We start from the raw sequence: 24,848 nt of genomic DNA, 5'->3' as shown, positions 1-24,848 counted from the left end.
AAAAATCACCTTATAGCTCAGCAACTTCCTTGGGCTTGCCAGGTAATCCGTCTAGACTGGAACTCGACGACAACCTGACTCTAAACCCGGAACACCACAGATGCTCAACAAAGACAGACGCGCCGTCACCGCCGAGCACCACTTCACGCATCTTCCCATGTCAGGGGTCATCCGCCAACGCCTCAAGCGGTTGATGCTGATCCTGGTCGGTCTGGTCGCTTTCCATGTGGTCGCGATGATGGTGTTCGAGAAGTTGTCGTTCCTCGACGCCTTCTGGCTGACGTTCACCACCCTCGCCACCGTCGGCTACGGCGACCTGTCACCCACAACCGCCATGGGGCGGCTGATTACGGTGGCGGTGATGTATATTCTCTCCATTACCGTACTCACCCTGATCGTCAGCGACTATATTGAATACCGGTTCTACCGGCGCGAGCGCATCATCACCGGCCGCTGGAGATACAACATGAAAAACCACATCGTCATCATCAACACGCCCATGCACGGCGGTAGCGCCTACTTCCTGCGCCTGTCGAGCCAGATTCGGGCCGTTCCGGGTTACGAAACCATCCCCATCCAGATCGTCACCCAGCAGTATCCGGAAGGACTGCCGACGGAGCTGCGCGACGCCGGACTGGTGCATTACCACGGCTCCGGCAATGACCCGCAGGCCCTGCGGGCCGTCAACGTGATCGACGCCCGCTACATCATCGTGCTGGCACCGGACGAAGCGGATCCGGATTCCGACAGCATAACGTTCAGTATCGCCTCCCGGCTCAGTGATCTGCAGCTGGGGCATCGGGTCACACTGGAATGCGTGCGGGATGAGGACCGGCCCCGCTATCGGGACCTGGGCATCCGCACGGTTATCCGGCCGGTCCGCACCTACCCGGAAATCATGGTGCGTGCGGTGATCTCACCCGGCTCAGAGAAAGTGCTGGAAGATCTGTTCAATTACCAGCAGGACCATCCGCACCGCTATGAGCTACCGCTCGACGACTTGAACTGGGCGGATATTGTGAGCGCCCTGATCCGACATGGCATCGGGACGGCCCTGGCCTACATCGACGAGAACGACGACGTGGTCTGTCATCCGGATCCCAACCAGGAAGTGGAAGGCAAAGCGCTCATTGTGCTGGTCAAATCCAGTGAGACGCCGCCGGTGGAAGAGTTGATCGATGCGCTGGATCGCTATCGCGCATTTCTGGAACGCTGGCACAACCTGCACGCGGCCAGCGACGGCGATACCGCAAAATCGGAGTAGCGGCGATTCAGGCCTCTAGTGCACTAGCAACCCCAGCTGCAGGCGCAGCATCCGGGCATCGAACAGCCAATCCACCGACGTGAAATCCTGACTTGAGGCCCAGTGCCATTCGTCCTCAAGACCGGCATCGACGGCTCGGTCTTCGAGGGCCGCCAACGTCTCCCGACAGGCCGTTTCCGCCTTCCCTGTCAGCCAGTGAACCGAGACGGCCCGCAACCAGGCAGTCACTGGAGGATCCCCGGCTGCCCGGCTCTCCGGTCGGCCAAGGCCGGCCAGGTCGTAGCCCTGTTCCGCTTTGCTGACCAGGTTCAGGAAGGCCGGCACACGCCACACCAATTGGGAAGCCAGCGATAAGAGGGCTGAACCCGGACCGGATTTCAGCTCCAGCTCCAGCTCCGCCAGCTCTCGCCGACGATCACCGGCGAGGACCACCCCGCGGTCCAGCGCACACTCGACCATGGCGCCTTCGTGGCTCAGCAAACGGGCTTCCCGGTCGAAGTTGGTTTCGAAGATCACCGCCAGCTCGGCAAGGTTGACGTTTTCGGCAATCGGCGTGTCCGCCAGCAGCCCCAGATTCAGATCCGCACCAGGCAGCGGCCATTCCCACTCCTGCCGCTTGTGCGCGCCATCCACAAACTCGCCCTGCGTCTTGAGCGTCTGAATGTAGTGGGTATTTGCCTGCCGCACCCTCAGGGCCGCCCGCTCGTGGTTGAGGGCCTGATCCGGCGTATCGAAATAGCGATTGACCAGATGCTTCTGCGTTGTTTCCTCAGACGCCCTCTCATCCAGCCAGGCTCGCGCCGCGTCGGTGCCGCCTTTACCCAGCGTCAGTTTGATTTCCAGTTCTTCAGCCATTTTCCACCCGGGTTGTCTTCGAGAGCATCAGGATAAGTTGCCAATCCTTCAGGCACAAAAAAACCGGCCCTGAAAAGGGCCGGTTTCTTGGGTTACTGCTTCGAGTCAGCTAAGCGCTGAATCAGAAGTAGTAGGTACCACCGATAGCCAGATCGGTTTGATCGCTGGCGTTAGGACCGAAAGCGTCATCCGCGTACTGGCCCAGGTAGCCTTCAACATAAACGTACATGTGGTCAGACAGGTTGTGCAGCGCCTGCAGGGAGAATACATCAACGTCGTCGCCTTCATCCGGAGAACCGTGTTCCCAGGAAGCCGCGAAGGTGTTGGAGCCCAGTGCGTAAGAACCGAACAGGCCGTAGATGTCGCCAACGTCCTTACGAGTCTTGACCAGACCGGTTACACGCAGGTTGTCCATGCTGTAGCTGGCACGAGCACCGTAGGTGTTTTCGTTGTCAAGGCTAGCAGAGTCGCTGCTGTAAGCACGACCACCGTCGTTGGAATCCATAGCGACGGCCAACTCCAGGCCACCCATCTCGTACATGGCAGCCAGCTGGTACGGGTAAGACTTGCCACCTGTATCGCTGTCGCCGTTAACCTGTACAGCACCGCCGAAAGTCAGGCCGCTGAAAGAAGGAGTCTTGTACTGGATCAGGTCACCTTCGCCGGTGTCGTAACCACCACCCAGGTTCTGGCCAGCATACTCGTAGTAGTTAGCAATTTCGTCGATAGCAGACTCGAAAGTAGAGTCGTCAGAGCCGACCCAAACCTGGCCGAAGCTGTCGCCTTTAACACCGATGTAGGCTTCGTCGAAAGAGTTCAGACCACCGTTGCTGGCTTTGTCGTCTGCGTCAAATTCAAGCTCGGCCTTGAAGAAGCCTTCGATGCCCGGTGCGATTTCGTGGCTGTGCTTAACGCCCAGAGTGGAACCGTTGTCAGCGATACCGCTGAATTCGTTGCCAGCGCCGTCGTAGTCAGTGTAAACGGTGGTCAGCTGGATGTTGCCATATACGGTCGGCAGGTTGGCTTCTTGCGCCAGCGCCGCGCCGGAAAAAGTAGCCGCCGCTACAGCTGATGCGATCAGAGTCTTTTTCATGTTGCGTCTTCCTTCTTGAGTTAACTCAGGTTTTAGCCGCGGGTTTTTACCCGTTTTTAGTGTTGGGCCTTTTGACGGGCCCATTATGTGAATCAAACATGTCATTATTGTTACGCCTCGGAGAAAATCCTGAGCGACAACAGGGACATGCGTGATACGTTTCCTTTTGGGCGCCCTGAATCGTCTCAGCTCCTGCCGGTCTCGACCCAGCTACACCTTCAAGGTCAGTCACTTACAGTCACTTCTTAAAGCGCTGCATGATGACATGGTTTTAATACAGACAACCTTATTTTGCAAATTTTTTTGGCGATTTTTTAAGCGTTTAGCTCCGCCGATTTCCGAATCCAACCAACAATTTTCAGGCCAACTCGAAAAACATTAAACTTTTTATGCAGTTATGCTACTCGGCGCCTTGTCGTTCTGTTTCAGGCTGCGCCAAGATGAAGCAACCGACGATTGACTGCACTGTAATCGAACCTGACACCGAAGCATCGGAAAGTAGCACAACTATTCAGTCAATCAAGTGATACTTTTGGCCACCATCGGGCGGCATTGAATCATGGCCGTCATGACGGTTTTGTGACAACTCTTCCCGCCCATTGCCTGGATCACCTTGGCCTCACGCCTCCAGCAGGAACGTAACGGGCCCGTCATTGACCAGCGACACCGCCATATCGGCGCCGAATTTTCCCGTTGCCAGCCGAGCCTCTCCAACGAGTTCCTTCGCACTTGAGACAAAAGCACTGAACAGTGCATCGCCCTGCTCCGGTGGCGCCGCAGACGAAAAACTGGGGCGCTGGCCTTTACGGGTATCCGCGGCGAGGGTGAACTGGGGGACAACGAGAAGGCTGCCTCCGCGGTCCTGGAGGCTGAGATTCATACGACCGGCGTCGTCGGAAAAGATGCGATAGTTGAGGACACGCTGGCAGAGATGCCGGGCGGTTTCGTCAGTGTCTGCATGCTCAACACCGAGAAACAGGAGGATGCCGTCGTCGATGCGTCCGACCGTCTGGCCGTCGACGTCCACGTTGGCGTGAGTCACCCGCTGGATGAGGGCTTTCAAATCAACTCCTTGTCCCTTTTCCGGTTCGAACTGCTGAGGCATGGTCATGGTTGAAATGTGACCAACACATGACAGTACTGCAACGAACTGATCGGGATTCTAATTATCCCCATTCAGCACGGCAAGCGGCGGTTACATAAATAGACAAATGCAGATGAGTTCCGAACGGCTCCAGACGCCTCCCATGCGCTCCCTAAACCGGACGCTGATGTGAGTGCGCGTAGTGCTCGGCGATTTTCTCGCAGGCCCGCAACAGGGCGTCGACGATGGCCGGTTCTGACGCCGAATGGCCCGCATCACGGATAATCGAGAACTCCGCTTCAGGCCACACCTCGCGCAAGGCGTGAGCGTTGTCGAGCGGACACACCATGTCGTATCGGCCGTGGACGATGTGGCCCGGAATGCCCTGCAGGCGACCGGCGTCCCGAACGATCTGGTCCGGCTCCAGAAACGCATTGTTCATGAAATAATGGCACTCGATCCGGGCCAGGGCGATCGCCACGTGGGGGTGACCAAAATGCTCCACCACCCGGGGATTGGGGTGCAGCGTGGCACAACGCCCTTCCCAGACGGACCAGGCTTTCGCCGCCTGCATCTGTTCCAGTTCGTTGGTGCTGGTCAGGCGCCGGTAATAAGCGCCAACCATGTCGCCACGCTCCTCTTTGGGCACTACCGCGAGATAGTCCTCCCAGTAATCCGGGAATATCCGTCCGGCGCCGTCCTGATAGAACCAGCGGATATCCTGCGGCCGACAGAGGAAGATGCCGCGCAATACCAGCCCGAGCACCTGATCCGGATGCGTCTCGGCATAGACCAGACTCAGGGTCGAGCCCCAGCTGCCACCAAACAGCACCCACTGCTTGATGCCGAGGAATTGGCGGATACGCTCCATATCCTCGACCAGGGCCTGGGTGTCGTTGCCGTTCAGCTCCGCCAGGGGCGTCGAGCGCCCGGCGCCACGCTGATCGAACAGGATGATCCGGAACCGCTCGGCATCGAAAAAGCGCCGGTAATAGTCCTCACAACCACCACCCGGGCCTCCGTGGACCACGACGACCGGAATACCATCCGGATTGCCGCTTTCTTCTATATAGAGTTCGTGAGGCGGGTCGACCTTGAGTCGGTGCTCGGCGTAGGGCTTTATTTCGGGATAGAGCGTCAGCATGGTGACATCCGGAAGTCGGTGGATCGGGCAGACTTCTGAATGTAGGAGATTGGGCAGGGAATTACCACCCTCGCCGAATGGCCGGCGAGGGTGGTTCGTGCGGACTTACTTCTTGTGGGCCCGACGGCGCTCGTTTTCCTTAAGCAGCTTCTTGCGGATGCGGACCGATTCCGGCGTCACTTCCACCAGCTCATCGTCATCGATGAACTCCAGCGCCTGCTCCAGAGACATCCGGATCGGCGGGGTCAGCATCACGTTCTCGTCCGAGCCGGACGCCCGGATGTTGGTCAGCTGCTTCGCCTTCGTCGGGTTGACCACCAGGTCGTTATCGCGGTTGTGGATACCGATGATCATGCCTTCGTAGACCTCGGTGCCGGGATCCACGAACAGACGACCGCGCTCCTGCAGGGTCATCAGGGCGTAGCCCAGCACCTTGCCGTCGACCATCGACACCAGCACGCCGTTGTTGCGATGCTCGATGTCGCCGCCTTTAACCGGTCCGTAGTGCTCAAAGACGTTGGTGATAATCCCGGTGCCGGACGTCAGCGTCAGGAACTGGTTGCGGAAACCGATCAGGCCGCGTGCCGGCATGATGAATTCCAGGCGAGTACGGCCACGACCGTCCGGCACCATGTTCTTCAGCTCGGCACGACGCAGGCCCATGACTTCCATAATGGAGCCCTGGTGCTGGTCCTCGACGTCGATGACCACAAACTCGTACGGCTCCTGCAGCTCGCCGTCCACTTCGCGCTGAACGACTTCCGGACGGGACACGCCCAGCTCGTAGCCTTCGCGGCGCATGTTCTCGATCAGGACCGACAGGTGCAGTTCGCCCCGGCCGGAGACCTTGAACTTCTCAGCGGTTTCGCCCGGCTCGACACGCAGTGCCACATTATGCAGCAGTTCTTTATCCAGGCGCTCCTTGATGTTGCGGCTGGTGACGAACTTGCCTTCCTTACCGGCGAACGGGGAATCGTTGACCTGGAAGGTCATGCTCACGGTCGGCTCGTCGACCGTCAGCGCTGGCAGACGTTCCACATTCTGCGGATCGCACAGGGTATCGGAAATAAACAGCTCGCTGATGCCGCTGATACAGACGATGTCGCCGGCACTCGCCTCTTCGACCGGTACCCGTTGCAGGCCGTGGAAGCCTTTGACCTCTAGCACCTTGGCGTTGCGCTTCTTGTCGTGACGATCGATAACGGTAACCTGCTGACCCGGACGCAGCTTGCCGCGGGTGATGCGACCGATCCCGATAACGCCGACATAGCTGTCATAGTCCAGCTGCGACACCTGCATCTGGAACGGGCTGCTGACATCAACATCCGGCGCCGGCACGTGCTCGGCGATCGCTTCGAACAGCGGGGTCATGTCGTCCGCCAGCTGATCCGCTTCCGGACCGGCGATGCCGTTCAGTGCCGACGCGTAGACAATCGGGAAATCCAGCTGCTCGTCAGTGGCACCGAGGCGATCGAACAGATCAAACACTTCGTTGATCACCCAATCCGGACGTGCACCCGGACGATCCACCTTGTTGACTACAACGATCGGCTTGAGGCCTTGATCGAAGGCTTTCTGGGTCACGAAACGGGTCTGGGGCATCGGCCCATCGACAGCGTCGACCAGCAGCAGCACGGAGTCCACCATCGACATGACGCGCTCGACCTCACCCCCGAAATCGGCGTGGCCCGGAGTATCGACGATGTTGATCTGGTACTCGTTCCAGCGGATCGCGGTGTTCTTGGCCAGAATGGTGATACCGCGCTCACGCTCCTGGTCATTGGAGTCCATGATGCGCTCGGCGCCGCTTTCTTTGCGGTCCAGGGTTCCGGACTGCTCGAGCAGCTTGTCAACCAGCGTGGTCTTGCCATGGTCAACGTGGGCGATAATGGCGATATTTCGGCGTTTTTCGATCACAAGATAATCCTGAGGCATGCAACTGACCTGAGACGATTGAAGGGACAACGCAGTCCGGCATGCCATCTCAAATCTGAAAAATGTTAGTCGGGGGCCAGACCATGGTTTCCGGACACAGCAGGCTCACCCTGGGAAATGGAAGCCCGCGACGGATGACGACGGGCTTCGGGCGCGCGCAGTATATCGAAAACAGCAAGGCACAACTACGGTTAAAGAGTGAACAACCGTAGTTTTGCAAAAACACTCGAATGATAGTGCGCACTGTTTTGGTTCATTTTTCTAAATAACGCACCTTAATAGAGCATATCGTGCACCACGCGTGTGACATTGCACACAAGCGCACCGTCCCTCCCGCCCCTTAAATGCCCACTCTGCACCACCATCGAACGATTCTTTGATCTTGGCAAGCGCTTTGCTTATCTGATTGCAGCCGAATTTGCAGGCACGCGCGCAGCTGTTTTGATAAGCTGCCATGCGCCTGTCGAATGAATCGGACGCTGGACGGGTATCGTTCAGCCGAGCCGGCTCCATAAAAGACATAAACTGACGGAGTATGCGTAATGTCCAAGACGCTTGACCTGATCAAAGAGCACGAAGTGAAATGGATCGACCTGCGGTTTACCGACAGTCGCGGTAAAGAGCAGCACGTGACCCTGCCTTCTTCTGAAGTGGATGAAGATTTTTTCTCAGACGGCAAGATGTTTGATGGCTCTTCCATCGCCGGCTGGAAAGGCATCAACGAGTCCGACATGATCCTCATGCCGGATGACGCGACTGGCGTGATCGACCCGTTCACCGAAGAAACCACCCTGAACATCACCTGCGACATCGTTGAGCCTTCAACCATGCAGGGCTACGAGCGCGACCCGCGTTCCGTTGCCCGTCGCGCCGAAGAGTACCTGAAGTCCACCGGCATTGCCGACGGCGCCCTGTTCGGTCCGGAGCCGGAATTCTTCGTATTCGATTCAGTGAAGTGGAACACCGACATGCAGGGTTCCATGTACGAAATCTACTCCGAAGAAGCCGCCTGGGTATCCGGTGAAGATTTCGAGCGCAACAACATCGGCCACCGTCCGGGTGTTAAAGGCGGTTACTTCCCGGTTCCGCCGGTCGACAGCCTGCACGACCTGCGTGGCGCCATGTGTGCCGCCATGGAATCCATGGGCCTGGAAATCGAAGTTCACCACCACGAAGTCGGCACAGCCGGCCAGTGTGAAATCGGCGTTGGCCCCAACACGCTGACCCGCAAGGCGGACGAAGTCCAGATCCTGAAATACTGCGTGCACAACGTAGCGCACGCCTACGGCAAGACCGCGACCTTTATGCCGAAGCCGGTTGTCGGCGACAACGGTTCCGGCATGCACGTTCACATGTCCCTGAACAAGGACGGCAAGAACGTCTTCGCGGGTGACGGCTACGCTGGCCTGAGCGAAATCGCCCTGTACTACATCGGCGGTATCATCAAGCACGCCAAGACCATCAACGCCTTCGCGAACGCGTCCACCAACAGCTACAAGCGCCTGGTTCCGGGCTTCGAAGCACCGGTTATGCTGGCCTACTCTGCCCGTAACCGTTCCGCCTCCATCCGTATCCCGTACGTGAACAGCCCGAAAGCGCGTCGTATCGAAGTGCGCTTCCCGGATCCGTCTGCCAACCCTTACCTGGCGTTCGCCGCCATGCTGATGGCCGGCCTTGACGGCATCCAGAACAAGATCCACCCGGGCGATGCCATGGACAAGGATCTGTACGATCTGCCGAAGGAAGAAGCACTGAATATCCCGACCGTGTGCGAAACCTTCCAGGAAGCACTGGACGTTCTCGAAAACGATCACGAGTTCCTGACTCGCGGCGGCGTCTTCACTGAAGACATGATCGCTGGCTACATCGAACTGAAGCGTGCCGAAGTCGAGCGTCTGAACATGACGACTCACCCGGTCGAGTTCGACCTGTACTACTCTGTCTAAGAGCTACGGCTCAGGCAGCAAAGCCCCGCTCCGGCGGGGCTTTTTTCGTTTCAGGAAGACACAAAATTCGGCTTAACAGCCGTGCCGCCGGCCGCTACATTAGAATCCCGTAAGGAACACCGCGAGGCGGTTGCATTGCAGCGCTCCGCCTGCCAATAATCGGGAATAAAAGAGAAAACAGGGAGATCCCCGTGAAGAAACTTGTGGTTGTATTTGGCCTCCTGGCCCTGGCGGCAACCGGCGCCCAGGCCCAGGTCTATAAGAGCGTGGATGAGCACGGCAACGTGACCTACACCGACGAGGCCTCATCAGGCGGAGAACCCGTGGACGTCAAGCCTGTGACTACGGTGACCCTGCCCAAGGCCGAACAGGTCAAGGCGTTTGAAGAGCGCCAGAAAAAGGAAGAAGGCAGCAAACAGAAGGCGTCGGCCCGCTACAGCCGCGTTGCGTTTAATTCCCCGGAAAACGACAGCGCCTTCCACAGCGGCAGTGGCGATATGACGTTTGCCGTCTCCAGCCAACCGGGCCTGCGCCCCGGCGATCTGTTTGAAGTATCACTCGATGGCCAGCCGATTGGGCAGAACGCTTCAGGCCAGTTCCCCATCAGCAACGTGTTTCGCGGCACCCACAATGCGTCGGTCCGGATCGTCGACAAGGACGGCAGCATCGTCCAGGAAGGCCAGACCATTACGTTCACTATCCACCGGCCCTCGGTCCAGAATTAACCCCTCCCTAGCGCCCTCCGAGCCACAAGGCTCGGAGGGCTGCACCAAAATAGTGCGAAAGCACCAAAAAGCACCTACCCTTCGTTCAAAAGCAGGGCGATACGCTGACAGCATCCTGGCCAACCGGCTAACGGCCTCACGGCTGCCGTCATGGTGGGCATCGTCCGCCGCCTCGGCGTCGTCGCAGGAATTGCCCGGCATAACAAGTGCCTGAAGCCCCTGTTGCCGGCGTTTTCAGCGCCGGGACCCGGCCCGGGTGCGAGGCCGTGTCGCTCAAACACCACCGGCGGGGCACCGAAATACGGCACAGAATCTATCTTCAATGGCGACGGGCTAACCAAAAAGGCGCAGCTCGCTGTCCGCACGTTCGCATCTGGTTCGCTTTTTGCAGACAAGGTATCGGAACAAGAGGGACATCATGTCTAGAGATATCGTCTACCGGCAGATCCTGGATCACCTGACCACCGCCACATTGGTGCTGGATATGGATCTGACCATTCTGTACATCAATGCCGCTGCGGAGTACCTGCTGGAAGCCAGCGGCTCGCGCATTGTCGGCACGCGCCTGGGCGACTTGTTTATTGGCTCCGCCGAGGCCTTCGAGACGCTGAATGATGCGTCCCGAACCGGGCAACCCTTCACCAAGCGGGAAGCCGAATTCACCCTACTTTCGGGCTCCCGGTTTACGGTGGACTATTCCGTGTCCCAAATTGGTGCCGATACCGAAACGCTCCTGCTGGAACTGCAGCCGCGCGACCGCTTGCTGCGTATCACGCGGGAGGAAGACATGCTCTCCCAGCAGGAAACCACCCGAATCCTGGTGCGCGGCATGGCCCACGAGATCAAGAACCCATTGGGCGGTATCCGTGGCGCGGCGCAATTGCTCGACCGGGAACTGGCCGACGAGAGTCAGAAGGAATACACCCGGGTCATCATCGACGAGGCGGATCGACTGCGAGGACTCGTAGACCGCATGCTCGGCCCCAACAAGGCGCCCCAGTTCAGCTCAACCAATATCCATGAAGTGCTGGAACGGGTGAGAACGCTGCTGGAAGCCGAGAGTAAGGGCCGCGTTAAACTGGAACGCGACTACGACCCCAGCCTGCCCGAGTTCCCCGGCGACAAGGAACAGCTGATCCAGGCCTTCCTCAACGTGGCTCGCAACGCCATGGAGGCGGCGGCCGATCACACCAATGACGAAACGCTCTGCATCACATTCCGCACCCGGGCGCTGCGCCAGTTCACCATCGGCCATCGCCGTTACCGGCTGGTGTGCCGCGTCGACATCATTGATAACGGGCCGGGCATTCCACAGGACCTGTTGCAGAACGTCTTCTACCCCATGATCAGCGGCCGGGCCAACGGAACAGGCCTCGGTCTTTCGATTACGCAAAGCATCATCGGTCAACATCAGGGCCTCGTGGAATGCGAGAGTTCGCCCGGCTGGACCGATTTCATCATTTTCCTGCCTCTGGAGCTGAAAGCATGAGCCAATCGGCCAACGTCTGGATAATTGACGATGATCGGAGTATTCGCTGGGTCCTGGAACGGGCCCTGACGCAGGCCAACATGCAACCGCGTGTGTTCGAGAGCGGCGAGGGCATCATGATGCGACTCGACCGGGAGCAGCCCGATGCCATCATCAGCGACATCCGCATGCCGGGTATCGATGGCATCGCACTGCTTTCGCAGATCGTTCAGGATCACCCGGACATCCCCGTCATCATCATGACGGCCCACTCCGATCTGGAAAGCGCCGTCGCCAGTTACCAGACGGGGGCGTTCGAATACCTGCCCAAGCCCTTCGATGTGGATGACGCGGTGGAACTGGTCAAGCGGGCGGTCGATCACAGCCGTGAACGTCGGGCCAGTACCGAACCCCAGGCCGACGCCGGCACCCGGCATACCGAAATCATCGGTGAAGCGCCGGCCATGCAGGAAGTGTTTCGCGCCATTGGCCGCCTGTCCCACTCCAACATCACCGTTCTGATCAACGGGGAAAGCGGCACGGGTAAAGAGCTGGTCGCTCAGGCACTGCACAACCACAGCCCGCGGGCCAACCACCCGTTCATCGCCCTGAACATGGCGGCCATCCCCAAGGACCTGATCGAATCGGAACTGTTCGGCCACGAGAAAGGCGCGTTTACCGGTGCCGGTGCAGCGCGTCAGGGGCGCTTTGAACAATCCAACGGCGGCACCCTGTTCCTGGACGAGATCGGTGATATGCCGGCCGATACCCAGACCCGCCTGTTGCGCGTCCTCGCCGACGGCGAGTTCTATCGGGTCGGTGGCACCACTCCCATCAAGGTGGACGTTCGCATCATCGCCGCGACGCACCAGAATCTGGAAAAGCTGGTCCAGGCCGGCACCTTCCGGGAAGATCTGTTCCACCGCCTGAACGTGATCCGGGTGCACCTGCCCAAACTGGCGGAACGGCGTGAAGACATCCCGCGCCTGATGCGCCACTTCCTGAAACGGGCGGCCCAGGAGCTGTCCGTCGAGCCCAAGCTGCTGCGCCCGGAAGCCGAGGAATACCTGACCACCCTGCCCTGGCCCGGCAACGTCCGCCAGCTGGAAAACACCTGTCGCTGGCTGACCGTGATGGCCAGCGGCCGGGAAATCCACGTCAGCGACCTGCCGCCGGAATTGCTGGACCAGGCCGATACACCACCGACCGGCCAGACCTGGCAGGAAGGTCTGCGCGCCTGGGCCGAGCAGGAGCTCAAACGGGGCAAACAGGGCATCCTGGATGTGGCCGTGCCGGAATTCGAACAGGTGATGATCGAAACCGCACTCAAACACACCGGCGGGCGCCGCCGGGATGCCGCGATCCTGCTGGGCTGGGGCCGGAATACCCTGACCCGCAAGATCAAGGAACTGGGCATGGCGGATTCGCAGGGCGATGACGACGAGGACTAACGCGCCCCGAAATGCAAGAAGGCCCGCCAATGGCGGGCCTTCTCAGTTCTGGCAGGACGTCCCCTAGAACGGGATATCGTCGTCGAAGTCGTCCACAGGTTCCGGCATGCTACCGCCCTGATTCTGCGGCGGCTGGCTGTATCCACCGGACGCCTGTCCGCCCTGGTTGCCATAGTTCTGCGGCGGCTGTTGTTGCGGTTGCTGCTGCGGCCGAGACGGCGCCCCCATGCCCTGGTTATCGCCGCCACCGCGGCTGTCCAGCATCTGCATCTGGCCGTTGATGTCCACCACCACTTCCGTGGTGTAGCGATCCTGGCCATCCTGCCCCTGCCACTTGCGGGTCTGCAGCTTGCCTTCGATATAGACCTTGGACCCTTTGCGCAGGTACTGACCGGCCACTTCAGCGATCTTGCCGAACATGACCACACGGTGCCATTCGGTCTTGGGCACCATCTGACCGGTCTGGCGGTCCTTGTAGCTCTCGTCGGTTGCCAGGTTCAGGTTGGTCACCGCGTTTCCGTTGGGGGTGTAACGGGTTTCCGGATCGTTGCCCAGATTACCGATCAGGATGACCTTGTTTACGCCTCTTGCCATGCTCGACTCCCAATAATCTCTGTCGTGGCCAGCCCTCCATGGCTGGCCGTCTGAATTCAGTGTTTGCGTCAGGGCCTGACGAAGGTGAACTGCCCCAGATCGGCGGCATCGAACTGCTCTTTATCCACCTTGAGGTAGGCCGCGCCGGCATCGGCCAGGATCACCACATCCTCGACGCCGGCAATGCCTCTCAGCGCATGGTCCACCGCGGAAACGCCACGCCCGTCAATGTCGACCAACTGTACCACGAAACTGGAGGTATGGCTCGGCCTCTTCATGGTGATGGCCAGCCCCAGCCAGATCACCAGGACCGACACCATCAGACCGAACACACCGTTCACGCCGAAGTGCTGCAACAGCGTGCCGCCCAGCGCCCCACCGACAAAGGCGCCCAGAAATTGGGAGGTGGAATACGCCCCCATGGCTGTGCCCTTGGCCGCTGCCGGTGATTCCTTGCTGATCAGCGATGGCAGGCTCGCCTCGAGCAGGTTGAACGCCATGAAGAAGAAGAACAGGCAGATCCACATGACCGACAACGTGTGCGGCAATTCAGCCAGTGCCATGCACGAAACGGTCAGCGTGGCCACAGCGCCGCAGAGCACCTGTTTCATCATGCGTTTCTTCTCGCCGATGATGATAAACGGCACCATCGCAAAGAACGCCACCGCCATAACGGACAGGTAGACCCACCAGTGATGGGTCGGCGCCAGTCCGACCTGGTCCCGCAGCAGGACGGGAATCACGAGAAACGCGGACGTCAGCACTAGGTGCAGGGCCGCAATGCCAAAATCAAGCCGCAATAGACGACCGTCCGTCAGGACCTGCTTGAGCTTTTCGCGGGCCGGCTGGGTGTCCAGGTGCTGGGACTGGGATGCCGGTGACGGCACCACCCAATACACCAGGCCGATACCCACCAGCGCCAGCACGCCGGTGACGTAGAAAATTCCCGACAGCCCCGCCACCGAGCCCAGCAGCGGCCCGATAAACAGGGACGCAGAAAAGGCAATGCCGATGGACATGCCCACCAGGGCCATCGCCTTGGTGCGGTTCTCTTCACGGGTCAGGTCGCTGAGCAGCGCCATCAGGACACTGGCAATCGCCCCGCCGCCTTGCAATGCGCGCCCGGCAATCACACCGTAGACACTCTCGGAAGAGCCGGCGATGAAGCTGCCGGCCGCAAACAGGAGCAGGCCGAAAAAGATCAGCCGCTTGCGCCCCAGGCGATCGGACAGCATCCCGAAGGGAATTTGCAGCAGAGCCTGGCTCAAGCCGTAGGCGCCGATGGCCAGGCCCAGTAATGCCGGGGTGGCGCCGTCGAGCTTTTCGCCCAACAGCATGAATACCGGCAAGACCATGAACAGCCCCAGCATCCGCATCGCATACACGGAAGCCAGGGCGGCAATGGATCGTTTCTCAAGTGAATTCATGGAACAACGGTCACTCTGAACGGTAAAAATGGAAATTGTTGCATAATTGTACCAAACGCCCTTCCCGTGAAGGAGGCAACAGGCCACTCAGATCAATTACTGGTGTCCCGTCTGGTTAATTCGCTGATCTACTGAGCGCCTGAACGCTTTGAGAGCAAGGCGCGGCAGCGAAGGTTTGGGGCTCCAAATCGAGCTGACGCAACACCGCGATCAAAGCGCTCAGGCGCTCCCGAAGGGCGCACCGCTGACGCCTCTGGACCTGCGTTGCCAACCCTTGATGTGGAACCACCACACCGGCGGGCTGGCGCCTTGGCCAGAGACGTCAGCGGTACGCAGTAGGTCAGCGAATTAACCAGACGGGACACTAGATTGGCGCTCGCGACAACAGTCGATTACGTTAGATGACGGTCTCTGACAAAATTCCCCGACATTTGCACGCGGGAAACGTTCAGTCCGCCGGCAACTCCGCGTAATATAGCCAGCAATCGAGGCTCGTCGCCGCAGTCATGACGGGCCTACCGGCGACATCGCTCGTGCAGCACAATAAAGGGCGACGCCGGATCGTTACTCGACACTCAACTTCATAGGGACAGCTGTGGATTTCGCGACCCTCTTTGGCCTCGTCGGCGCCATGCTCGTTATTGGCTCTGCCATCGTCCTCGGCGCGTCGAGCGAAGTGTTTCTCAACATGCCGTCGGTACTGATCGTGATCGTCGGCAGTCTGTGCGTCGTCATGGCCAAATTCAGCTTCGGGCAGTTTCTGGGCGCCTTCAAGGCGGCCAGCCGCGCTTTCTCCTTCAAATTGCCGGACACCGAAGACCTCATCAACGAAGTCGTCGATATCGCCAATGTCGCGCGCAAACAGGGTGTCCTGGCGCTTGAGGAAAAAGAGGTCAGTTCTACGTTTCTGCGCCAGGGCACTCAGTACCTGCTGGAAAGCCAGCCGGCCGAAACCATCGAAAAACTGATGCAGAAAGAACGCCTGCTGACTCTCGACCGCAACCGGATGGGCGCCAAAGTGTTCAGGGCAATGGCCGACGTCGGCCCGGCTATGGGCATGATCGGTACCATTGTGGGCCTGGTGCAGATGCTTTCCAATATGGAGGATCCGAAATCCATCGGCCCCGCCATGGCCGTCGCCCTGCTGACCACGCTCTACGGGGCCGTTCTGGCCACCATGGTTGCCAGTCCGATCGCGGACAAGCTCGAGCTTCGCATGACCGAAGAGGCCCGCATGCAAGCGCTGATCACCGACGCCGTGATCGCTATTCAGGAGGGTCGCAATCCGCGGGTCATCGAGCAGATGCTGTCCAGCTACCTGCCGCCGGCCAAGCGCGAGCAAAGCGGCGAAGCGGAAACCGCGTCCTAGGAGTTGACGAGCGATGGACGAGTTGCCCGAAGAGGAACAGCCTGGCGTGCCGGCCTGGGTCGTGACGTTTGCCGATCTGATGTCGCTGCTCATGTGCTTTTTTGTGCTGTTGCTGTCGTTCTCTGAAATCGACGCCAACAAGTTCAAACAGATCGCCGACGAGCTGTCCAAGGCGTTTGGCGTTCAGCGCGACGTGCCTGCCATGGAAATCCCCAAGGGTACGACACCGGTCTTCGATCACTTTTCCGCGGGCAAACCCGAGCCCACCGTGCTCAATGAAGTTCGCCAGCAAACCACAACGGACCAGCCCGAGCTGGAAACCAACACCACCCAGTCGGAGGTTGAGGCAAAAATCGCCGAAGCCCGCGAACAGGCCGTGGACAACCAGTTCCAGCAACTTAAGAAAGTCCTGCGCGACGAGCTGCAGGAAGGTCGCCTGGATCTGAAAAAGGAAAATGAGCGCATCGTCATCCGGATTGAGGAAAAGGGTTCCTTTCCCTCCGGCTCGGCCCAGCTCACCTACTCCTTTGAAGACATGTTGTATCGCATGGCCGACGTTCTGAAAGGCACGCCGGGCGAACTGACCATCGAAGGTCATACCGACGATGTGCCGATCCACAGCACGCGCTACGACTCCAACTGGAACCTCTCGGCCGATCGCGCCGCGGCCGTGGCCAATGTGCTGATCAAAGGCGGCGGTATCGAGGCCAACCGGGTCACTGTCCAGGGCTTTGCAGACACCCGACCCCGCGTCCCCAACTCCAGCCCGATGAACCGCGCCCTCAACCGGCGCGTAGAGATTATCATCGACCTGTCGGAATCCCACGCCGAAACGCAGGTGCGCCTTCAGGATCTGGCCGAGCCTTCGCAAGACCGGGGAACCCCGGCAGAGACGACACCGGAAGACAACCTGAACTGGTAGATCCGCCATCCTCAGGCCCACACCGACACGTCGCATTCAAACACGTCGTCGCACCCGGTTTGACGCGGTATACTGGTGAATTTCCGGGCGACAAGCCGTACCCATTTCCTGTCCGAGGAGTGTCATGGATTCCATCCAGATCAGAGGCGCACGCACCCACAACCTGAAAAATTTCGATCTCGATATCCCCCGGGACAAGCTGATCGTGATCACCGGGCTGTCGGGCTCCGGCAAATCCTCACTGGCGTTCGACACGCTCTATGCCGAAGGCCAGCGCCGTTACGTGGAGTCCCTGTCGACCTACGCCCGTCAATTTCTGTCGATGATGGAAAAGCCGGACGTCGACCATATCGAAGGCCTGTCACCGGCCATTTCGATCGAGCAGAAGTCGACCTCCCACAACCCGCGCTCCACCGTCGGCACTATCACCGAGATCTACGACTACCTGCGTCTGTTGTTCGCGCGGGCCGGCGAGCCTCGCTGCCCCGATCACGGCCAACCGCTGGAAGCGCAAACCGTCAGCCAGATGGTGGACCAGGTCCTCGCTATGGAGGAAGGCAGCCGACTGATGATCCTGGCGCCGGTGATCCGGGACCGCAAAGGTGAGCACCTGCAGGTATTCGACAACGTCCGCGCCCAGGGCTTTATCCGGGCCCGGGTGGACGGGCGCGTCTACGACATTGACGACCTCCCCGATCTCGACAAGAAGCGCAAGCACACCATCGAAGTCGTGGTGGACCGCTTCAAGGTGAAGCCCGGTCTGGAGCAACGCCTGGCAGAAAGTTTTGAAACGGCCCTGGAGCTGGCCAGTGGCATCGCCCTGGTTGCGCCCATGGACAGCGAGGGTGAGGATCAAACGTTCTCTGCCCTCTATGCCTGCACCCAATGCGGCTACTCTCTCAGCGAGCTGGAGCCGCGACTGTTCTCCTTCAACAATCCAGCCGGCGCCTGCCCAACTTGCGATGGCCTGGGCGTCAAACAGTTTTTCGATCCGGACAAGATCGTCCAACACCCGGAGGCCACCCTCGCCGAAGGCGCCATCCGCGGCTGGGACCGCCGGGCCGTCTACTACTTCCAGTTGTTGAATAGCGTGGCCGAACACTACGGCGTGGATATGGACACGGCGTTCGTCGACCTGCCGGAGGACTTCCGCAATGTCGTGCTGCACGGCTCCGGCAAGGAAGAGATCACCTTCAAGTACGTCAACTCCCGGGGCCACATCATGGAAAAGGCCCACCCGTTCGAAGGGGTGTTGCCCAACCTGGAGCGTCGATACCGGGAGACGGAATCCCAGAGCATGCGCGAAGAGCTGGCCAAACACCTGAGCCAGCAACCGTGCAAGGACTGTGGCGGATCACGCCTGCGCCGTAGCGCCCGTCATGTGTTCATCGACGAGCACAACCTGCCGGACATTACCTATCTGCCGGTGGGCCAGGCGTACAACTATTTCGAAAACCTGGCGCTACCGGGACGCCGCGGCGAGATTGCCGAAAAAATCATGAAAGAGATTCGCCAGCGCCTGCAGTTCCTGGTGAATGTCGGCCTGGAATACCTCACCCTGGAACGCAGCGCCGACACCCTGTCCGGTGGGGAGGCCCAACGCATCCGACTGGCCAGCCAGATTGGTGCCGGCCTGGTGGGCGTCATGTACATTCTCGATGAGCCCTCGATTGGCCTGCATCAGCGGGACAACGACCGTCTGCTGGCCACCCTGACCCACCTGCGGGATCTCGGTAATACGGTTATCGTGGTCGAACACGACGAAGACGCCATCCGGGCCGCCGATCACGTGATCGACATCGGCCCCGGTGCCGGGGTGCATGGTGGCGAAATCATCGCCGAAGGCACGCCGGACGACATTATCGCGAGTCAGGCGTCGCTGACGGGGCAGTACCTGAGCGGAACGCGTGAGATTGCCGTACCGCAAACCCGGGAAAAGGGATCCGGCCAGTCGTTGCGCCTGTTGGGTGCCACCGGCAACAACCTCAAGTCCGCTAACCTGACCCTTCCTCTGGGCGTGATGACCTGCATCACCGGGGTTTCAGGCTCGGGCAAGTCGACCCTGATCAACGGCACGCTCTACCCGGTCGCGGCCAGCCGGCTCAACAAGGCCACCACGCTGTCCCACGGCCCCTACGAGAAACTGGAAGGGCTCGACCAGCTGGACAAGGTTATCGACATCGACCAGAGCCCGATCGGCCGCACGCCACGATCCAACCCGGCCACGTACACCGGCCTGTTTACGCCCATCCGGGAACTCTTCGCCGGCACCCAGGAAGCCCGCTCCCGGGGCTACAAACCGGGCCGTTTCTCCTTCAACGTGAAAGGAGGACGCTGCGAGGCGTGCCAGGGCGATGGGGTGATCAAAGTGGAGATGCACTTCCTGCCGGACATCTACGTGCCCTGCGATATCTGTAAGGGTAAGCGTTACAACCGGGAGACACTGGAGGTCCAGTACAAGGGCAAGAACATTCACGAAGTCCTGGAGATGACCGTCGAGGAAGCGCGGGACTTTTTCGATGCGGTCCCGTTCCTGGCGCGCAAGCTGCAAACCCTGATCGACGTGGGTCTCGCCTACGTTCGCCTGGGCCAGTCTGCCGTCACCCTGTCCGGCGGTGAAGCCCAGCGGGTCAAGCTCGCGCGGGAACTGTCCAAGCGCGATACCGGCAAGACGCTGTATATCCTGGACGAGCCTACTACCGGCCTCCACTTCTATGACATCCAGCAGCTGCTGAACGTACTGCAGCGCCTGCGGGGCCACGGCAACACCATCGTGGTCATCGAACACAACCTGGATGTCATCAAGACAGCGGACTGGATCGTCGATCTGGGTCCCGAAGGCGGCATTGGGGGTGGTGAGATCATTGCCGAAGGCACGCCGGAGGAGGTCGCAGACAATCCGCGCTCCCACACCGGCCGCTACCTCAAACCCATGCTGAAGAAGCCAAGCCCCCAGGGAACGACCAAACGCGAACCGGCTGAAACCGACTGAGGAAATCCAACCGGAGTGGAGCCTCGACAGAGGCTTTTCTCGGGCATAAAAAAACCGGAGCCTTGGCTCCGGTTTTTTTGGGCAAAACAATCGACCTTAGTCGTCGTCGCCCATCTCTTCTGCTTCGACGTCCAGCGGACGACCAACCAGCTCAACGAAAGCCATAGGCGCGTTATCGCCGGCACGGAAACCGCACTTCAGAATGCGCAGATATCCACCCGGGCGCTCGCTGTAACGCGGACCCAGTTCATTGAACAGTTTGGCAACAGCTGCATCGTCACGCAGGCGTGAGAACGCCAGACGACGGTTTGCAACTGAATCGTTTTTTGACAGTGTGATCAACGGCTCTGCCACGCGGCGAAGTTCTTTCGCCTTGGGCAGAGTGGTTTTGATCAACTCATGCTCAACCAGCGACGCGGTCATGTTACGGAACATGGCCTTGCGATGCGCGCTGGTCCTGCTGAACTTACGACCACTCTTACGATGACGCATTGCTCTGATTCCTTACCTTAAACTACCAATACGGCGATCAACCGCCCAGGACCCGGTCATCGCCACGAAGGCTAGCCGGCGGCCAGTTGTCCAGTCGCATACCCAGGGACAGGCCACGAGAGGCCAGTACGTCCTTGATTTCGGTGAGCGACTTTTTACCCAGGTTAGGCGTCTTCAGCAGCTCCACTTCGGTGCGCTGAATAAGATCGCCGATGTAGTAAATGTTTTCAGCTTTCAGGCAGTTCGCTGAACGCACAGTCAACTCCAGATCATCGACCGGACGCAGGAGGATCGGATCAACTTCTTCCTCTTCCTCAACACGCTCAGGCTCCTTCTCATGATCGAAGTCGACGAAGACAGCCAGCTGCTGCTGGAGAATGGTCGCGGCACGACGGATCGCCTCTTCAGGGTCGATCGTACCGTTGGTCTCCAGATCAATAACCAGCTTGTCCAGGTCAGTGCGCTGCTCGACACGCGCGTTCTCTACGGCGTAGGAAACGCGACGCACGGGGCTGTAAGTAGCGTCCAGCTGAAGGCGCCCGATCGCACGGGTCTCGTCATCTTCAAGACCGCGCTGATCAGCGGCTTCATAACCACGACCACGTGCCACTTTCAGGCGCATGTTCAGTTCACCCTTTTCACTCAGGTGACAGATCACGTGCTCCGGGTTGGCAATCTCGATATCGTGATCCAGCTGAATATCAGCTGCGGTTACAACACCAGGGCCCTTCTTGCTGACTGACAGCTCAGCTTCGTCGCGGCTACCCATCTTGACGGCAACGCCTTTGAGATTCAGCAGAATCCCGATAACGTCTTCCTGGACACCCTCAATTGCGCTGTACTCATGCAGCACACCGTCGATCTGCGCCTCAGTGATGGCGCAGCCCGGCATGGACGACAAGAGGATGCGGCGCAGTGCACTGCCCAGGGTGTGGCCGAAACCGCGCTCAAGCGGCTCCAGCGTGACCTTGGCGTGCGTCTTGCCCAATTCTTTTACGTCGATGGTACGAGGTGTCAATAACTCATGTACTGAACGCTGCATAGACGCCCCTATCTGCTCTCGTTGCTAACTCAGGCCTTACTTGGAGTAAAGCTCGACGATGAGGTTCTCGTTGATGTCGGCCGGCAGTTCAGTCCGCTCAGGCACTGAACTGTAAACGCCTGACATCTTGTTGGCGTCGACCTCTACCCAGCTCACAGGGGCGCGATTGCCCGCGAGATCCAGAGCGCCTTTAACACGCAGCTGGTTTTTAGCTTTCTCGCGAACGCTGACCACGTCACCCGGCTTGACCTGATAGGACGGAATGTTCACGACGCTATCATTCACCAGAATGGCCTTGTGCGACACAAGCTGACGGGCTTCAGCACGGGTCGAACCAAAACCCATGCGGTATACGACATTGTCCAGACGACCTTCCAGAAGCTGAAGCAGGTTCTCACCTGTTGCACCCTTGATGCGGGCGGCTTCCTTGTAGTAGTTCCGGAACTGTTTTTCCAGGACGCCGTAGATACGACGAACCTTTTGCTTTTCGCGGAGCTGCACGCCGTACTCGGACAGACGACCGCGGCGCGCACCGTGCATACCCGGAGGCGTTTCGATGTTGCACTTGGAATCCAGTGCGCGGACGCCGCTCTTCAGGAAAAGATCTGTCCCTTCACGACGAGACAGCTTACATTTTGGACCTATGTAACGTGCCATACTTCACTGTCTCCTGTCTTACACGCGGCGCTTTTTGGGCGGACGGCAGCCGTTATGCGGAATCGGCGTGACATCAGTGATGTTGGTAATCTTGTACCCGCAAGCATTCAGCGCGCGTACAGCGGATTCACGTCCGGGCCCAGGACCCTTAACCTCTACATCCAGGTTTTTAAGGCCGTATTCAGCAGCCGCATTACCGGCTCTTTCAGCTGCTACCTGCGCAGCAAAAGGTGTGCTCTTGCGTGAACCACGGAAACCAGAACCACCGGAGGTGGCCCAGGACAAAACATTGCCCTGACGGTCAGAGATGGTCACGATCGTGTTGTTGAAGGACGCGTGGATGTGCGCGACGCCATCAACAACCGTCTTTTTCACCTTTTTACGGGTACGTGTACCTGGCTTTGCCATGTTTGCCTACCTATTACTTACGAATCGGTTTGCGAGGACCTTTGCGGGTGCGAGCGTTGGTCTTCGTGCGCTGGCCACGGACCGGAAGGCCGTGACGATGACGCAGACCACGGAAGCAGCCCAGATCCTTCAAACGCTTGATGTTCATCTGAACTTCACGACGCAGATCACCTTCGACGCTCAGTTTGCCCACTTCGGTACGAAGTGATTCAACTTCATCGTCGCTCAGGTCTTTGACCTTGGCGTCCGGCTTGACGCCGGCTGCATCGCAAAGCTTCTGAGCTGTTGTCTTACCGACTCCAAAGATGTAAGTCAGTGAGATAACAGCATGTTTGTTGTCGGGTATATTGACACCGGCTATACGTGCCATCCAAATTACTCCGCGTTCAAAGCTTTGCTGTGTGAATTTTCCGCCACAAAAAGGGCGCGAAATGATAGCGCTTGATCAGAGAAAGATCAAGCACCACCATTTCGCCCCCTCGCGATTCAGATTGATATCGGGTTCGATATCAGCCTTGACGCTGCTTGTGACGAGGCTCCGTGCAAATGACTCGGACCGAGCCATTGCGACGAATGACTTTGCAGTTACGGCAAATTTTCTTTACCGAAGCGCGTACTTTCATTGTCGACTCCAGTGTTACCGGGGGGGCTGACCGAAATCAGCCCCGACCATAGCCCTTGAGATTGGACTTTTTCATCAGCGACTCATACTGATGGGACATCAGATGAGACTGAACCTGTGCCATGAAATCCATCACGACCACAACCACGATCAGCAGCGACGTTCCCCCCAGGTAGAACGGAACGTTACCGGCCACCATCAGGAACTGCGGGAACAGGGACACTGCCGTAATGTACAGCGCACCGAACAGGGTCAACCGGGTCAACACACCATCGATGTACTTCGCCGTCTGCTCACCCGGACGAATACCCGGGATGAAAGCGCCGGAGCGCTTCAGGTTGTCCGCTACTTCACGCGGGTTATACATCAACGCCGTGTAGAAGAAGCAGAAGAACATGACCGCTGCTGCGAACAGGATGATATAGAGCGGCTGACTCGGCGCCAGGGCCTGAGAAATGCTGCTCAACCACTCCATGCCTTCACCCTGACCAAACCACTGCCCCAGAGAGGCCGGGAACAGCAGAATGGAGGACGCGAAGATCGGCGGAATGACACCCGCCATGTTGACCTTCAGCGGCAAATGGCTGGATTGCTGGGCAAACACCCGGCGTCCCTGTTGGCGCTTGGCATAGTTGATCGTCAACCGGCGCTGGCCGCGCTCCATGAATACCACGAAGCCAATGACCGCAACCGCGAGGATCGCTATACCCAGAACCACCAGCAGACTCATTTCACCACTGCGCGCCTGTTCCAGGGTCTGGCCGATCGCCCCGGGGAGACCCGCGACGATACCGGAGAAGATCAGCAGGGAAATACCGTTGCCGATACCCCGCTCAGTGATCTGCTCACCCAGCCACATCATGAAAACGGCACCACACACGAACGACACAACCGCCACGAAGTGGAAGCTGAAGCTGTCATTGAACGTGACTCCCTGAGAAGCCAGTCCGACAGAAATACCAAGGCCCTGAACCAGGGCCAGAAGTACCGTGCCGTAGCGCGTGTACTGACTGATCTTGCGGCGTCCGGCTTCACCCTCTTTCTTCAACTGCTCGAGTTGAGGGCTCACAGCCGTCATCAGCTGCATGATGATCGAGGCCGAGATGTAAGGCATGATGCCCAGCGCGAAGATACTCATCCGCTCAAGGGCACCGCCGGAGAACATGTTGAACAGACCCAGGATCGTGCCCTGGTTCTGTTCGAACAGTGCTGCCAAGCGATCAGGATTAATACCCGGTACCGGAATGTGGGCACCGATGCGGTACACCAGTAGCGCCAGGAATACGAACCAGAGCCGCGAACGCAGCTCCGCCAGTCCCTTCCCGGCTCCCGCCGGCATTGATGCTGTCTTGGCCATT

22 protein-coding genes are annotated in these 24,848 nt (G+C 59.1%); 8 read left to right on the top strand and 14 right to left on the bottom strand.

All coding sequences use genetic code 11. From position 1 onward, the window contains the following. Positions 1 to 100 precede the first annotated feature (100 nt). Complete coding sequence (locus EB809_RS07180; protein WP_123634134.1) at positions 101 to 1,264, top strand: potassium channel protein; 1,164 nt, start codon at positions 101 to 103, stop codon at positions 1,262 to 1,264. Between the two features lie 15 nt (positions 1,265 to 1,279). Here EB809_RS07180 and EB809_RS07175 read toward each other — a convergent pair whose 3' ends face one another. From EB809_RS07175 to typA, 5 genes are all read right to left on the bottom strand, one after another. Further along, complete coding sequence (locus tag EB809_RS07175; protein ID WP_123634133.1) at positions 1,280 to 2,119, bottom strand: CYTH domain-containing protein; 840 nt, start codon at positions 2,117 to 2,119, stop codon at positions 1,280 to 1,282. 121 nt (positions 2,120 to 2,240) lie between these two features. Then, on the bottom strand, positions 2,241 to 3,212 hold the full coding sequence (locus EB809_RS07170; protein WP_123634132.1) for a porin: 972 nt from the start codon (positions 3,210 to 3,212) through the stop codon (positions 2,241 to 2,243). A gap of 619 nt (positions 3,213 to 3,831) precedes the next feature. Continuing rightward, positions 3,832 to 4,275 carry a D-aminoacyl-tRNA deacylase gene (dtd, locus tag EB809_RS07165; protein ID WP_123634131.1) on the bottom strand — a complete coding sequence of 148 codons (444 nt, stop codon included), beginning with the start codon at positions 4,273 to 4,275 and terminating at the stop codon, positions 3,832 to 3,834. 193 nt (positions 4,276 to 4,468) lie between these two features. Further along, positions 4,469 to 5,440, bottom strand: a complete 972-nt coding sequence (gene pip, locus EB809_RS07160) for a prolyl aminopeptidase (protein ID WP_123634130.1) — start codon at positions 5,438 to 5,440, stop codon at positions 4,469 to 4,471. Positions 5,441 to 5,545: 105 nt separating this feature from the next. After that, positions 5,546 to 7,357, bottom strand: a complete 1,812-nt coding sequence (gene typA, locus EB809_RS07155; RefSeq protein WP_123634225.1) for a translational GTPase TypA — start codon at positions 7,355 to 7,357, stop codon at positions 5,546 to 5,548. 560 nt (positions 7,358 to 7,917) lie between these two features. Here typA and glnA point away from each other — a divergent pair. The 4 genes from glnA to glnG all read left to right on the top strand — a co-directional run bounded on the left by glnA (position 7,918) and on the right by glnG (position 12,965). Beyond that, the gene (gene glnA / locus EB809_RS07150; RefSeq protein WP_123634129.1) at positions 7,918 to 9,321 is read left to right on the top strand and encodes a glutamate--ammonia ligase; all 1,404 of its coding nucleotides are present in this window, start codon (positions 7,918 to 7,920) and stop codon (positions 9,319 to 9,321) included. Between the two features lie 191 nt (positions 9,322 to 9,512). Further along, positions 9,513 to 10,046: a DUF4124 domain-containing protein gene (locus EB809_RS07145; protein ID WP_123634128.1), complete on the top strand. Its 534-nt coding sequence runs from the start codon at positions 9,513 to 9,515 to the stop codon at positions 10,044 to 10,046. Between the two features lie 418 nt (positions 10,047 to 10,464). Beyond that, on the top strand, positions 10,465 to 11,535 hold the full coding sequence (gene glnL, locus EB809_RS07140; protein WP_123634127.1) for a nitrogen regulation protein NR(II): 1,071 nt from the start codon (positions 10,465 to 10,467) through the stop codon (positions 11,533 to 11,535). Continuing rightward, positions 11,532 to 12,965, top strand: coding sequence for a nitrogen regulation protein NR(I) (gene glnG / locus EB809_RS07135; RefSeq protein WP_123634126.1), 1,434 nt, complete (start codon positions 11,532 to 11,534; stop codon positions 12,963 to 12,965). The genes glnL and glnG overlap by 4 nt, the downstream gene beginning before the upstream one ends. 63 nt (positions 12,966 to 13,028) lie before the next feature. Here the strand turns inward: glnG and ssb are convergent, their stop codons facing one another. Together ssb and EB809_RS07125 are read right to left on the bottom strand one after the other, a co-directional pair. Further along, positions 13,029 to 13,559 carry a single-stranded DNA-binding protein gene (gene ssb / locus EB809_RS07130; RefSeq protein ID WP_123634125.1) on the bottom strand — a complete coding sequence of 177 codons (531 nt, stop codon included), beginning with the start codon at positions 13,557 to 13,559 and terminating at the stop codon, positions 13,029 to 13,031. Positions 13,560 to 13,627: 68 nt separating this feature from the next. Continuing rightward, positions 13,628 to 15,073, bottom strand: a complete 1,446-nt coding sequence (locus tag EB809_RS07125) for an MFS transporter (protein WP_123634124.1) — start codon at positions 15,071 to 15,073, stop codon at positions 13,628 to 13,630. A 508-nt stretch (positions 15,074 to 15,581) separates the two neighbouring features. On the opposite strand from EB809_RS07125, the gene pomA reads away from it, so the two are divergent. From pomA to uvrA, 3 genes are all read left to right on the top strand, one after another. Then, on the top strand, positions 15,582 to 16,355 hold the full coding sequence (pomA, locus tag EB809_RS07120) for a flagellar motor protein PomA (protein WP_123634123.1): 774 nt from the start codon (positions 15,582 to 15,584) through the stop codon (positions 16,353 to 16,355). Between the two features lie 13 nt (positions 16,356 to 16,368). Next, positions 16,369 to 17,277 (top strand): flagellar motor protein MotB, encoded by a 909-nt coding sequence (locus EB809_RS07115; RefSeq protein WP_123634122.1) that lies wholly within the window; start codon positions 16,369 to 16,371, stop codon positions 17,275 to 17,277. A 124-nt stretch (positions 17,278 to 17,401) separates the two neighbouring features. Further along, positions 17,402 to 20,269 (top strand): excinuclease ABC subunit UvrA, encoded by a 2,868-nt coding sequence (gene uvrA, locus EB809_RS07110; RefSeq protein WP_123634121.1) that lies wholly within the window; start codon positions 17,402 to 17,404, stop codon positions 20,267 to 20,269. Positions 20,270 to 20,365: 96 nt separating this feature from the next. On the opposite strand, the gene rplQ is transcribed toward uvrA, so the two are convergent. From rplQ to secY, 7 genes are all read right to left on the bottom strand, one after another. Further along, positions 20,366 to 20,761, bottom strand: a complete 396-nt coding sequence (rplQ, locus tag EB809_RS07105; RefSeq protein WP_123634120.1) for a 50S ribosomal protein L17 — start codon at positions 20,759 to 20,761, stop codon at positions 20,366 to 20,368. A gap of 37 nt (positions 20,762 to 20,798) precedes the next feature. Continuing rightward, positions 20,799 to 21,803 (bottom strand): DNA-directed RNA polymerase subunit alpha, encoded by a 1,005-nt coding sequence (locus EB809_RS07100; protein ID WP_123634119.1) that lies wholly within the window; start codon positions 21,801 to 21,803, stop codon positions 20,799 to 20,801. Between the two features lie 36 nt (positions 21,804 to 21,839). Beyond that, the gene (rpsD, locus tag EB809_RS07095) at positions 21,840 to 22,460 is read right to left on the bottom strand and encodes a 30S ribosomal protein S4 (protein ID WP_123634118.1); all 621 of its coding nucleotides are present in this window, start codon (positions 22,458 to 22,460) and stop codon (positions 21,840 to 21,842) included. 18 nt (positions 22,461 to 22,478) lie between these two features. After that, positions 22,479 to 22,868 carry a 30S ribosomal protein S11 gene (rpsK, locus tag EB809_RS07090; protein WP_007153992.1) on the bottom strand — a complete coding sequence of 130 codons (390 nt, stop codon included), beginning with the start codon at positions 22,866 to 22,868 and terminating at the stop codon, positions 22,479 to 22,481. Positions 22,869 to 22,881: 13 nt separating this feature from the next. Next, the gene (gene rpsM, locus EB809_RS07085) at positions 22,882 to 23,238 is read right to left on the bottom strand and encodes a 30S ribosomal protein S13 (protein ID WP_123634117.1); all 357 of its coding nucleotides are present in this window, start codon (positions 23,236 to 23,238) and stop codon (positions 22,882 to 22,884) included. Between the two features lie 139 nt (positions 23,239 to 23,377). Next, a complete protein-coding gene (gene rpmJ / locus EB809_RS07080; RefSeq protein ID WP_004580765.1) occupies positions 23,378 to 23,491 on the bottom strand; it encodes a 50S ribosomal protein L36 in 114 nt (37 codons plus the stop codon). A gap of 36 nt (positions 23,492 to 23,527) precedes the next feature. Beyond that, the gene (gene secY, locus EB809_RS07075; RefSeq protein ID WP_123634116.1) at positions 23,528 to 24,847 is read right to left on the bottom strand and encodes a preprotein translocase subunit SecY; all 1,320 of its coding nucleotides are present in this window, start codon (positions 24,845 to 24,847) and stop codon (positions 23,528 to 23,530) included. Position 24,848: the final 1 nt, after the last annotated feature.

It is taken from the genome of Marinobacter sp. R17 (assembly GCF_003789045.1).
Taxonomy (GTDB): domain Bacteria; phylum Pseudomonadota; class Gammaproteobacteria; order Pseudomonadales; family Oleiphilaceae; genus Marinobacter_A; species Marinobacter_A mangrovi.
This window is presented reverse-complemented; position numbering and strand designations above follow the sequence as displayed.